The organism is Mediterraneibacter sp. 210702-DFI.5.30, from assembly GCF_020560115.1.
Classification (GTDB): domain Bacteria; phylum Bacillota; class Clostridia; order Lachnospirales; family Lachnospiraceae; genus Mediterraneibacter; species Mediterraneibacter faecis.
The window spans coordinates 116,411-129,329 of the sequence record NZ_JAJCME010000007.1 but is presented as its reverse complement, the minus strand read 5'-3'; the positions used below and the strand labels follow the sequence as shown (position 1 = coordinate 129,329).

Annotated in this window: 7 protein-coding genes; 1 reads left to right on the top strand and 6 read right to left on the bottom strand. The window is 38.9% G+C overall.

Features of this window, described 5'->3' with window-relative positions; genetic code table 11:
- Positions 1-283: 283 nt before the first annotated feature.
- Positions 284-1,711 carry a hypothetical protein gene (locus LI126_RS09315; protein WP_227165258.1) on the top strand — a complete coding sequence of 476 codons (1,428 nt, stop codon included), beginning with the start codon at positions 284-286 and terminating at the stop codon, positions 1,709-1,711.
- 74 nt (positions 1,712-1,785) lie between these two features.
- On the opposite strand, the gene LI126_RS09310 is transcribed toward LI126_RS09315, so the two are convergent.
- The 6 genes from LI126_RS09310 to LI126_RS09285 all read right to left on the bottom strand — a co-directional run bounded on the left by LI126_RS09310 (position 1,786) and on the right by LI126_RS09285 (position 12,912).
- Positions 1,786-2,922, bottom strand: coding sequence for a DUF3048 domain-containing protein (locus tag LI126_RS09310; RefSeq protein WP_055147738.1), 1,137 nt, complete (start codon positions 2,920-2,922; stop codon positions 1,786-1,788).
- Positions 2,923-3,112: 190 nt separating this feature from the next.
- Positions 3,113-7,735, bottom strand: coding sequence for a hypothetical protein (locus LI126_RS09305; protein WP_227165257.1), 4,623 nt, complete (start codon positions 7,733-7,735; stop codon positions 3,113-3,115).
- A 341-nt stretch (positions 7,736-8,076) separates the two neighbouring features.
- Positions 8,077-8,973 carry a glucose-1-phosphate thymidylyltransferase RfbA gene (gene rfbA / locus LI126_RS09300; RefSeq protein ID WP_055157730.1) on the bottom strand — a complete coding sequence of 299 codons (897 nt, stop codon included), beginning with the start codon at positions 8,971-8,973 and terminating at the stop codon, positions 8,077-8,079.
- A 25-nt stretch (positions 8,974-8,998) separates the two neighbouring features.
- Positions 8,999-10,075: a dTDP-glucose 4,6-dehydratase gene (gene rfbB / locus LI126_RS09295; RefSeq protein ID WP_055147732.1), complete on the bottom strand. Its 1,077-nt coding sequence runs from the start codon at positions 10,073-10,075 to the stop codon at positions 8,999-9,001.
- Between the two features lie 96 nt (positions 10,076-10,171).
- Complete coding sequence (locus LI126_RS09290) at positions 10,172-11,464, bottom strand: lipopolysaccharide biosynthesis protein (RefSeq protein WP_227165256.1); 1,293 nt, start codon at positions 11,462-11,464, stop codon at positions 10,172-10,174.
- Positions 11,461-12,912, bottom strand: coding sequence for a GH25 family lysozyme (locus LI126_RS09285; RefSeq protein WP_227165255.1), 1,452 nt, complete (start codon positions 12,910-12,912; stop codon positions 11,461-11,463). Before LI126_RS09285 ends, LI126_RS09290 begins: the two co-directional genes overlap by 4 nt.
- Between the last annotated feature and the right edge of the window lie 7 nt (positions 12,913-12,919).

Sequence of the window (12,919 nt, the reverse complement as noted above, 5' to 3'; positions counted from 1 at the left end):
CACAGGTTCTTTCAAATGACAATTTATGGAAACTTGAATCAACATGATTCACATGAATCATCTTGTTTTCCAAGCTTCATTTTTGAAATAAATACAAAATCGTAGGTAAATTATGGTTCTTTTATTGCAATTTTATTTTCTCTGCTCTAAACTAATATCATACTATCAACTTCTTTAAGGTATTTTTAAAGGAAGGGGGACATATTACAAGTTATTCTATGCTCTGTAATATAACAAAAATATGAAAGATAAAAACCGTTTCAGCATTTTACTAGAACACCTTATGGCTATTGCTGAGCTAAAAAATAGTATTCTTGCAAAAGCTGTTCAGTATGATGACTCCTATATCAGTAAATGGATTAGCGGAAAACTATTGCCAACTGAAAAAAATCATGAAAATACACTTCAGGCTATCAGTCACTGCATTGTTGAAGCACTTTCAGAAGAAAGCACTGCACAACTGTTACAGGAATATCAGTTACAGGACATCAATGATCTTGAAACTGCTATTTATGACAATCTCGAATCTGAATATATATATGTAAAAGAATTACAAAACTCAACCGGTACAGAAGTAGCTCCAAAAATTTCTTATTATCCGGAGCTTACATTAGACCAGTTCATTTTTAAAATGAAACACCCTTCACTTCGAAAAGTTAATTCTCTAAACGTATACGCGATTGTTGATATTTTGAATGTCGATCCTAATTACCAGCTTTTGATTGCAGAACTCAACAGTGCACACGGCGGCCGGAATCTTATTCTACCTGGTGTACATTTTTCACTTCTTATGGACCTGGAATCGGCTGCTTCCACTCCTGCCTATACCGCTGGTTTCTTAATGAATGTGATGACCAATCTCTCTAATATTGATTTTAATCTTTATTCTGGTTCGCAGGCTCAACGTAAGCTCATTTTTGCAATCAGAGACACTTATGCTATCTCTGGAATGTTAGTAGATAGCAGTCACTGTCTTGGAATTACCACAATTGAAGACAGTGATCTAACGAATGAACTTTATCACAAGATCAGACTTCTTTGTAATAAAGAAACACTATTAATCCGGAAAACAACCATTCCGGAAATGATTCATCGCTTTGAATATGAACAAACGTTAATTTCACAGAAGCAATACTGTCTCATCGGACACCTGACAGAACATTTTCTTCCGGAAGATCTATATACGGAGCTCCTGGATGAGTATTGCCTGAATAACAACGATCTTCAGAAGGAGGACGTAAAAAAACTAAATCACCTGACACAGCGCATTTTGGAGACCACACCAATCCATCTGATCATTTATGCTTCCGTGTTAAAAGATTTCACAGTTACAGGAGAACTTGATTTCTTCGGTGTAAGAATATCATTAACTATATCCCAAAGACTGCGTTGCCTTAAGAATCTGGAACAGCTGTTAAACAGACTTGATCTTATGCATGTATGCGTTCTTCCGGAAGGAATTCTTTCCGACCATCAGCACATAGCACACCCGACACTTTTTGTATCAGATTCTTTGTGTTATCTGCGTTTAAAGAAGTTGACTCCGGAATATAACATCTGCATTCCAAATAAGATTATATTGGATCATATCTTCGAAGAGTTTTTCGATGATGTCTGGGATTCTAATATTGATAAAAACAGCCATAATACTGTAGTAGCCATGATTCAGCATGCAATTCATGCAATGGAAATCATGCTTGAAGTCAACTAAAAATGAGTATCAATAAGCAATCCCCTACCTGTTGCTATTTCAAATTAATCTGCAACCGGCAGGGGATTATTTATTTATTCATATGTTGTCTGATTCGGATAGTTAAATGCAATATAACTCTTTCCGCGGTTAATTGATATTTCATTTCCTGATTCATCATAAAATGTTAATCTTGATAATTCATTATTTTCCTCTTTACTCCAATGAATCTTCTGTTTTGCACCGTTCGAAATGTAATATCCCATGGAGTCTTCCCAGCCATCCCAGTCAACTGCTTTATGTCCCAAATCATCTTTGACAGAGATAGTGGTCTCTAACACAAACACATTGGTAAAAGCAAGCTGGTTTCCTGTCTTTCCGTCTATCTGGGCATTTCCATCAATTTCTTTTTTATAAGTATTGCTTGCTTCATCATAGACAAGTGTAGCAGACTGTGCGCCAAAATCAATGCTCACTTTCTTACACACATCTTCTGATGGTTTCACTTGTTCATTTAATCCATTAAACTGAAATGCTGTTCCTTTCTTATCATCCGCAAGGTCTGTTCTCTTTCCAGTATTTTGCACTACTTCTGCAAACTTTGTTCCATCAAAGTATCCTGTGTGTTCCAATGCATACCCCTGATTCCGACGTTCCATATCTCGTCCAAACAGACCTCCTGCATTGTAAATTCCATCATACTGATCCAGGTTCAAAGCTTCCAGATAATCTGCGATACTATCATCAATTCCCCAGTTTACATAAAACGCATCAAATCCCTGAGACAATGCCGGGAAATAATATCTGCAGCTTCGTATCGCACAGATCTGCGGAACAGTTGTATAATCCGCATAAAGAGCCATAAAACGCGTCTGATCACCCTCTACCGGGATTTCAAAGATAATATCTGCTTTTTCTACTCCGTACTGTGGCATTGCTGCCGGAATATTATTCACCATAACCGCCACCGGACGTTTACCGATAGCAGCATCTGTCAGATCCGCAAGACCTGTCAGCAGGTTTTGATTTTCCGGAATCTTTTCTTCTTCCGGTTCTTCCGGCACTTCTTCTACTGGTTCTGGCTTTTCCACTTCTATTTTCTTAGTCGGTGGTTTTTCTGTTTTTGTCTCTTTTTTCTTAGAGCAACCTGAAAGAGCCAGAACTATCATAGATAAAATCAGTAACAGGCACATTCCCCTTCTTTTTTTCTGCCCGCCTCGTTTCTTCTTCATACACTTTCCCTCCCTTACATTTGAAATATAACGAATATTAACTGAATTAATTATATCATCCCCCAGTGTCTTACACAATCAAAGAGGACCATATTATGCAAAAAGCACAGTGAATAAATCACTGTGCTTTTTGCGTATAATCTTCATAAGTTAAATCCTGTTTATAACTTATGATTCAGATCTCATTCAATTATTTTGCTTTTCCATATACATACTCCGGTGTTCCACCAACAACCTTGTTTCCGTTAGAGTCTGTATGGTATGGGAATACCCAGTAGAAGTTCCAATCTGTGCTGGATGCCTTCTTATCTGTAAATGTTGTGCCTTTTGTTGTCATACCGATGTAACCATATTTCTCGCCTGGATGGATTCCGTATACAAGATACCCTTCTGCTCCGGCTGACTTCGTCCATGTAAGTTTTACTCCACCCTTTACAGATGAAGCTTTCAGGTCTGTAACAGCTGCGCATTTCTGTGCTTTACCATATACATAGTGTGCTGTCAGTCCTGGATACATCTTGCCATTTTCGTCTTTGCAGTATGCAAATACCCAGTAATAGTTGTAATCACTTGTAAGTGCTTTTACATCAACAAAAGATGTCTTAGATGTCATACCGATATAACCATACTTGTTACCGCCTCCGCGGATTCCATAAATCAGGTATCCTTCTGCGTCCTTCACTTCACTCCATGTAAGTTTTACCTTACCTACTGAAGAAGATGCTTTCAGGTTTTCTACTGCTGCAAGTCTTTCTTTTTCAACTACAACTTCCTTAGTTGTCGGATTAACAACTTTCTTTCCATCTGGTGATGTTACGGATGCTGTATAAACAACTTTTCCTTCTTTTGTATAAGTTGCTTTTTCGACTGTTTCACTATCAATCTTAACTTCTGGTGTCTGAACATGTGTTGCATCATTTGCACATGTAAATGTTGCTGTTGTTGTCCACTTACCATCTTTTTCTTCCCAGTCTGACCATACCGGATCGCCGTATTTGTGACCAAGTTTTGCAATTGCTACTTCTTTTGTCTCTTTTGCAAGTACAGTATTATCATCTGTTGATGTTACTGTTGCTACATAAACATCTTTTCCTGCTTCTTCACATGTAGGTGCTTTATATGCATCTGTATCTTTTACTACAGATACGGATACATTTTTCTGAACTTCTCCACATACGGAACACTTCACTTCATCAACTGTTACTGAAGTGCCTTCTTTCTGATCTGTCTTATAACCTGTGATGTTTCCATCATCATCTTTAATTGCAGCTGCATCCCAGTTGAATTTTACATCACTATATGTATGCTGTCCTGCTTCGCCTTTTACTTCTGTAGATACTAAATATTTTACACCGTCTTCAGTTTTATCTGCTGCTTTGTATACAGCTGTTACACCTTCATCACATGTTCCAGCATGGCTGACCATCTTAGCATCTACTGTTACAGCTTTATCCAGTGTCTTATTGATAGAATCACGGTTCGCTTTATTAGTTGCATTATCGTCAGATGAAAGCAAGCAATCGAGCTTGTCAATTTTATCTGCACAAGATTCACATGTAAGATTCTGGAATGTTACTGTTGAGTAATCATCACTCCATTTTGCATCTGTCGGTACATATGTATGACCCTCTGCTTCATTTTTAATTGCTGCATCCCAGATAGCTTTTCTCTTCTCATATGTGGAATTCGCCTGCTCGTATTTAGATTTAACAGGTTCTGTAATACAAGCACCACATTCCGGGCATACATAGTTATCTGCTTCGTTTTTAACACCATCTGTCTTTGTATAGTATACTTCATGGAATTTGATGTAATGATGTTCATGTGCTGTATTTTCTTTTTCTACACGTGTACCATCTTTAATCAAACCACAATCAGAACAACGTTCCTCTGTAAATGCATCACGGCCACAGGTTGCAGGTACGGAAACTGTTTCATAATTATGAGAAGTACCTGTCAGTGTCTTCATATCAACTGTATCAACGAAGTTAGCTGACCACATGAACTCGTCATTATCATTGCTCTGACTGCCCATGAACTGCTGATACTTCTTGTAGTTTGTATAAGTCGGATTGTAATCTGTCTCTTCGAATTGATAACCATAACAACCGGAACTTGTATGATCAAGCAAGCCAGTCTTACCTGAAATGAACGCGAAGTTTGTACCGATTGAAACAATCAGTTTGTCACCCTTCACAGTCAGACCTGCGATTGGATGATTTGTAACAGTAAAGTCTGCACTGTCTTTGCTTGTTGTTGTAAACGCCATACCGCCAAACAGCTTTGTATTATCACGTTTTGCAGATACTGTATTGTATTCCTTCACAACGGCTACTGCACCGTCTGCAGGATTGTAGGATACGATATCGTTGGATACGTTGAAGTAAATCTTACCATCTGTGTACAGCGCTGCTGTCAGACCGATAGATGGGTAGATGCTCTGTTCATCTACGAACTGTGCATACAGTTTTGTCAGAAGGTCGTTCTTCACCATCTTGCCGTCTTTGAGAACGCTTACAAATGTATCGTCATCATCGTCGTTTTCCTTGTCTGTGAAGTTAATCAGTGTCTCATAGTCACTGTCGCCATCACCTGCATCCTTTTCTGTCAGTTTATGACGAACAATCTTGTACTCTGCAGCCTTCTGGCTCTGATTCATGCTTGAACTGTTTACTCTGTCAAACAGGTCTGTAGAATCATACATGTAGTACGCATAACCGTCTGCATAGTAAACATTGCTTGCCGCACGCGCCATCCATGCTGTCTCATAGGTCTTATCAGTTGCTTCGTTTTCATAGAGAGATCTCAAAGAACTGAAATTACCATCATATAATTTTCTGGCACTTGTATCACTGAACAGGAAGTATGTATGGTTCATATCACCGTCTGTCTCAACACGGTCACGGCTCATAACTTCTGTGTAGACATCTGTGTAACAAGGATCCACATAAAACCACTGTCCATCAACCTTTACTGCATTCCAATAATGGTCGGATCCGAAGTCCTCCTGTTCTTCGCCGTACATTGTAACATCAGACTGGAAGGAGATTCTTACAAGGTCAACTGTGTAATTCTTTGAAGTGTCAAGCTTGCCATCTGTATAGTACAGTTCTTTGGCTGTCTTCCAGTTGGAGCTGTCATAGCCTACATTCGTATCTTTCAGATAAATATCCTTATCCAGACACTGTACAAGGTATGTGTAAGCTTTGGAGTAACCAAGACATACGGATGTACCCATACCGAATGCACCAAACTGAGAACCTTCCCAATAATTGATAACACCAGTTGTCATACCGGTTGCAGCCTGCTTCGCATAGATTGGAATCGCCTGCTTAAAGCTTGTTTCCTTCGTTCCATCACCGTCCATATCCAATGCCGGATCATCGCTTTCTAACTGCTGCTGAGTAATCTGCTCAACTGTCATCTTGTAACCAGGCGCATTCTCAGGATCAACCTCAACGCCATTTTCTTCAGCATCTTTGATAAAGGCATCTGCCTTAGTCTTCATCTGGTTAGCTGCATCCTCACCAAAATTGGTTCTTACATAGCCATCCGGATCTTTGTCAATGGCTTCTTTGTTCTGCTTGATATAGCCTTCAGCCTGCTCTTTCGCGGCTGCTTTCTCTTCATCTGTGGCTTCACTTTCAGCTTTGCCTAAAGCCTGCTCATAAACCGCCTGCTGAATAGCCTTTTCATAGAACTGTGTACGCAAATCATTTTCGATGCCTGCAAAAATCTGATCATGGAAATTCTGTTTAATCTGAGGTTCATAAACTTCATAGATCGCATTATAAACATCATCTTCATGCTCCTGCTTCTGAGGATCCTTTGCAATCATCGGCTTGTCATCATCTGATTCCTTACCGGAGTTCATGATGTAGGACATATCAAATGTATTGTTATGTGCCAGCCAGTCATTCAGAACAAGCAGCTTCTGTGCCTTTGTCTGCGCACCTGATGCTGTAACTGCAGCAAGGGCTTCCTCTCTTGCATTTGTTACATCTTTACCATAATACTCAATACCTAACTTATCACCATATGTGAAAGTAAAGATCATACCTGTCAGATCATCATACTTAACCTTGCCATCTCTGACATCCTGAACAGTTTTGCCGTCTAAGGCAAGCATCTCACCAAGGATACCAAGACCATCCGTATCATCATTGAAATCCAGAAAGAATGGATTCTGAACACCGAGTACATTGGCATTATCTGCCCACTGATTCAGATAGTTCTGATACTGCTTAACAACCGTATCAATCTGTTCATCTGTCAGCTTCTGAGTTGTCTCCTGTCCATCTGCTTCATCTGCTTCATACAGGTCTGCTGTACTGATGTTAGATTCATTGGATTCTGTGCCGGCTTCGCCGCCGACAATTTCAACCTCTTCCAGTGCTTTTCTCAGACTCTGGATAGCAGGATCAGATTCATCAATCTCCACGTCCTTTGCCATCTGTTCTGCAACAGCTGCATTGGCACCCTGGAAGTTAATTGTCGGGATAGAAATTGTATAACCACCATCCACCTTAACTTCATTATCTCCTTCTTCAGCTGCCTGAGCATCAGCTTCATCCGCTGTATCCTGCTCGTCCGCCTCTTCAGGAGTCGCATCGTCAGCTGCTGTGGAATCATCAGTTGCATCATCCGCTACAGCATCAGCTTCATCTGTTGTTTCCTGAACAGCTGCGGCATCGCTATCTTCCTCTTCTGCTACATTATCTGTCGGTTCTGCATAAACAGGAGCCGGAACAGATGTTGCAAGCATAGCAGCTGAAAGAACGATACCTAAAAGTTGTGTTTTTTTCTTTTTCATAGTTCTCCTTTATTTCCTTTCTTAAACAATTTCCATATACTCTCCTCTGAGCGTCCTATCCATTTCTCGCTCGTCATCACCCCTTTTTCTTCTTTGGACCTACCCTCCTTCCTTGATTCAAACGTGCCTGCAATAATTATAAGTAAATGCTTCAATAAAAATAAATAGTAAGTCCATATTAAGAGTAGTATACCACCTAAAATCCGGAGCGTCAATTAGCCTTCCAGAATTTTACAAATTTTACAATCTGTAAGATTACTCCACTCAAAATACCAAAAGCAGATATTATGCCACATTTTCATTCAGCTTTCACTTCTTTGTGTCATAATACCTGCATTTATTTATTTCTGTTTGCGCATCTCACCAGGTTCTTTACACAAAGATAATATGTACTGTCCGTATGGTGTCTTACGTAAACGGCTTCCTAACTTCTTCAATTGTTCTTTATCAATAAATCCTTTTTTATATGCAATCTCCTCTATACAGGATACCTGCAATCCCTGGCGGTTCTGGAATGTTGCCACGAAATTAGCTGCATCCATAAGTCCATCCGGAGTCCCCGTATCCAGCCATGCAAAGCCACGCCCCAGAAGTTCCACTTTCAGTTTTCCCTCTTGAAGATATCTGTTGTTGATACTTGTAATCTCAAGTTCTCCACGTTCGGAAGGCTCGACTTCCTTTGCATACTGTACAACAGAATTATCATAGAAATATAATCCCGGTACGGCATAGTTAGACTTTGGTACTTTCGGTTTTTCTTCTATAGAAAGTACATTATTGTATTCGTCAAATTCTACTACCCCATAGGCTTTTGGATTCTTTACATAATATCCAAAGATTGTGGCTCCATCGCGTTCATTCACCCTCTGCAAAACAGGGGAGAAGCTTTGTCCATAGAAAATGTTATCTCCCAGAACCAATGCCACGTCATCATCACCGATAAAATCCTCTCCAATGATAAATGCCTCTGCAAGTCCTCTTGGTTTTTTCTGAACTTTATATTCAAATCTCATTCCAAGTTGTGATCCATCACCAAGCAGTTCTTTGAACACACTGACATCTCTTTCTGTAGTAATGATCAAAACATCTCTGATTCCCGCAAGCATAAGCACGGAAAGTGGGTAATAAATCATTGGCTTATCATAAACCGGCAAAATCTGTTTTGAAACTGCCTGTGTAATCGGATACAATCTTGTTCCTGATCCTCCGGCAAGAATAATTCCTTTTCTCTTCTTCATATGATCTGCTCCATTCATCTACTATTTACAGATGATACATCTCTTTATAATAGTTCTGATATTCTCCGCTTGTAATGTTCTCCATCCAGTCCAGATTCTTGAGATACCATTTTATCGTTTTACGGATTCCCGTCTCAAAGTCTGTCTCCGGCTCCCAGCCAACTTCTTTGCGGATTTTGTCCGGTGCGATTGCATATCTTCTGTCATGCCCTTTTCTGTCTTCGACATACTCGATCAGATTTTCATTAATATGTTCTCTGCGTGGGTCAGTTTCCGGAAGTACATCATAGAGCAGTTTCAAGATTGTCTTCACAATCTCGATATTTCTGCGCTCATTGTGTCCGCCAATATTATAAGTCTCACCCAGTCTGCCCTTTTCCTGTACCATATCGATTCCCTTAGCATGATCTTCTACATACAACCAGTCTCTGATATTGAGTCCATCTCCATAAACCGGAATTTTCTTTCCGTTCAAAGCATTATTGATGATCAGTGGAATCAGTTTCTCCGGAAACTGATATGGTCCATAGTTGTTACTGCAATTTGTAATATTAGCCGGGAACTTATAAGTATCAATATAAGCCTTTACCAACATGTCTGAAGATGCTTTACTTGCTGAATACGGGCTGTGTGGTGAATACGGTGTTGTCTCATAAAAGAATGTTCCATCCTCTTCCAAAGATCCATACACCTCATCTGTTGATACATGGAGGAACTTTTTTCCTTCTTTATAGGTTCCGTCTTCCTGTTCCCATGCATTTCTTGCGGCATTCAAAAGAACTGTCGTTCCAATTACATTCGTCTGCACAAAAATCTCCGGATTCTTGATACTTCTGTCTACGTGGCTCTCTGCCGCAAAATGTACAACTCTGTCAATATCGTACTCCTGGAAAATCTTATTTACAGCTTCTGCATTACAGATGTCTTCTTTAATAAAGACATAGTTTTCATTATTTTCAAATTCTTTCAGATTTTCCGGATTTCCTGCATAAGTAAGTTTATCCAAATTAACAATTTTAATATCCTTATACTTTTTAAACATATAATGAATATAATTGCTTCCGATAAATCCGGCTCCACCGGTTACTAAATATGTTTTCATTCCCTGTTTCCCTCGTATTTTTACTATTTTTATCTGATCTTTTTCTAATTTTATTTTAACATACCGTTTTTTAATTTAAAATAATTAATTGGAGATTTATTGTTTTTTCTCTGCAACTGTTTTTCCATCACTGTTTGCATATCCTTTGATAATCCCTATCGTCAACACAATAAATACCGCTCCGAGGATCATGACTACTGCTGTGTAAAAAACTGATATTCCAATCATTCCATGCTTTTCTGTGATTGTTTTTCCACCAAAAACAAACAATAAAAAAGCTAACAGATATCCTATATTCAGCAGTTTTTGTTTTCTTGCGACAGTAATGATCATCTGAAGAAAATTAACAATTGCAAGTGCGCCTCCTCCAATTAGCAAAATCACAAGTGATTTCTTATAATCTGTCAGATCCACACCGTAAATTAATGACAAGACAGGAATTCCAAGTAAGTATCCCCCTATGATCGCAGCCACAGAAAGCAACAGGATCAAAGCAATCTGTCGTAAGATCAGCTTATTGAACTGACTGATCTTTTTCTCATGCCATAAAAGAGCCATTTTGCTGATTACCGGCTGATAGACGAACTGACTCAAAAGACTTATCACAAAGACTGGCATAAAAATGTAGGTGAAACATGCCTGCGCTTCACTTGACATCACCTTATCAATCGCATATTTCGGTGCATTTCCAATGTAAATCACCAAATAAGATGCTATAAAAAGCGGAAAACATTCTACAAATATATTTTTAACATTTTTAATTTCAAATGTTTTCTTTTTTATTTCAAATCCTCTTATTGCCGTATAATTCAATATCACGAACTGAATAAATGATACAAGCAAAGCCACTGCAGATGTCAGGATAAGGTTTTTGCTGAAATAATAACATACTAAGTATACAAAAATATAAGTACACATTCTGATAGACAGGATCTTTCCGGCCACATCCAGGCGAAGATATTGCTGGAACATTCCATGAATCACATCTTCTACCGCATCGATCACTTTTGCCAGACAGATTAGAATTATAACTATAGATTTTGAAGAATTATACAATCCTGATGCAAGATTCACTCCGACATAAACAAAAGATGCAGCAATCATAATTATACTCGTTATGATTCTCGCAACTGTATATTCTTTAAAACTATATTTTTCTTCGACATCTGACACTTGAAACTGGCGTATTCCATATTTTCCTATCGCCATCATAAGATTTCCTATCGCAAATGCAATCGTAAATACGCCCGCATCGATCACCGGATCAATGCGGGATATAAGCATCAGTATAAATACTGTCTGGAATGCATTCAGCATTGCTGCACATGTATTCCATAAGTACGCCGACTTCATTTTGTCCTTACTGCCAAATAGAATCTTTTTTATCATAATCCTGCTCTTCCATATACATAGTGTGCTGTACCGCCCGCTACTTTATTTCCATTACCGTCTGTATGATATGGGAATACCCAGTAAAAATTATACTCATCTCTTAATGCATTTTTATCTGTAAACGTTGTTCCTGTTGTTGTCATGCCAATATATCCGTAACTTCCTTCTCCTCGAATTCCATACACAAGATAACCTTCCGCACCTTCTGATTTTGTCCAGGTCAACTTTACCCCTCCACTGACAGAATATGCTTTCAGGTCTGTTACTGCTTCACATTTTTGAGCTTTTCCATAAACATATTTTTCCGGCGCACTTCCGGCGAGCATATTTCCTTCTGAATCTTTACGATAAGCAAATACCCAATAAAAATTATAATCACTCGTCAATGCTTTTGTATCCGAGAAGGAAGTCTTGCTCGTCATCCCAATATAACCATACTTCCCGCTACCACGGATTCCATAAACTAAATATCCATCTGCCCTCTTTACTTCTGACCAGGACAGATTCACCGCACCTATCTTGGAAGAAGCTTTTAAATTCTGAACTGCTTCCGGTTTTTTATTTGTAGTTTCTGCACCGAAATCCATGTTCAGATCTACTTTTCCATCAATTCCGTCAACCGTACCAGAATCTGTGCATTGCCACATTGAATACTCTCCCTGATAAGTACAGGTAGAATTGTACTGTGCAACCCAATGGTCAACTGTATCAAAATAAGAATCTGTCAGATAATTTGTAAACCAGTCTTTATTCGCATATACTGCCACATCATATCCTGCATCTTCTATGATACTGCAGAATGTCTGTGCAACTTCTGCGATCTCTTTTGTGCTCAGTTCTTCCCTCACACTATTTTCTTCCAAATCATAATAAATCGGATAAGAAAGATCATATCCTTTGATCAGACGAAGTACATGATTTGCTTCGCTTTTTGCTGCTGTCACACTGTCTGCATAAGAATAAATATAAGTACCAAAAGGAATTCCTTCTTTTGTACATGCATCTGCATTTGTCTTCCAATATGGATCATCCTGACTTGTCTCATCATCTCCATATCCACAACGTATAATTGCATAATCTACATCTGTTGCCTTTACTTTTGCCCAGTCAATGTCTCCATTCCACTTACTTACATCAATTCCTTTGGCAACAGCTCCTATGATTTCTTCTCCCTGGTCATTATAGAATTTTCCGTCTTCTTCATACCACGCATCCGAAGAACTGCGCAGATATTCTGCTGTATCAGGCAAAATTGGGGTTCCATCTTTGTATCTCCAGCTGTTGCTTCTGTCTTCTCGTTGTGCCTGCTGTGGCTCTGTTAAATCTTCTTGTACTGATGTACTTTCTGTTTCTTCTGCAAATACAGTAACAGAAGGTAATGTTTCCAAAACCAGAACTGTAGCAACCGCCATTGCAAGTACACGTTTAACTCCCTTATTCTTCATACTTTCT

Coding starts and splice junctions, on each gene's coding strand:
- LI126_RS09285 (WP_227165255.1), bottom strand. CDS start 12,912: ATGAAGAATAAGGGAGTTAAACGTGTACTTGCAATGGCGGTTGCTACA.
- LI126_RS09315 (WP_227165258.1), top strand. CDS start 284: ATGGCTATTGCTGAGCTAAAAAATAGTATTCTTGCAAAAGCTGTTCAG.
- LI126_RS09305 (WP_227165257.1), bottom strand. CDS start 7,735: ATGAAAAAGAAAAAAACACAACTTTTAGGTATCGTTCTTTCAGCTGCT.
- LI126_RS09290 (WP_227165256.1), bottom strand. CDS start 11,464: ATGATAAAAAAGATTCTATTTGGCAGTAAGGACAAAATGAAGTCGGCG.
- rfbB (WP_055147732.1), bottom strand. CDS start 10,075: ATGAAAACATATTTAGTAACCGGTGGAGCCGGATTTATCGGAAGCAAT.
- LI126_RS09310 (WP_055147738.1), bottom strand. CDS start 2,922: ATGAAGAAGAAACGAGGCGGGCAGAAAAAAAGAAGGGGAATGTGCCTG.
- rfbA (WP_055157730.1), bottom strand. CDS start 8,973: ATGAAGAAGAGAAAAGGAATTATTCTTGCCGGAGGATCAGGAACAAGA.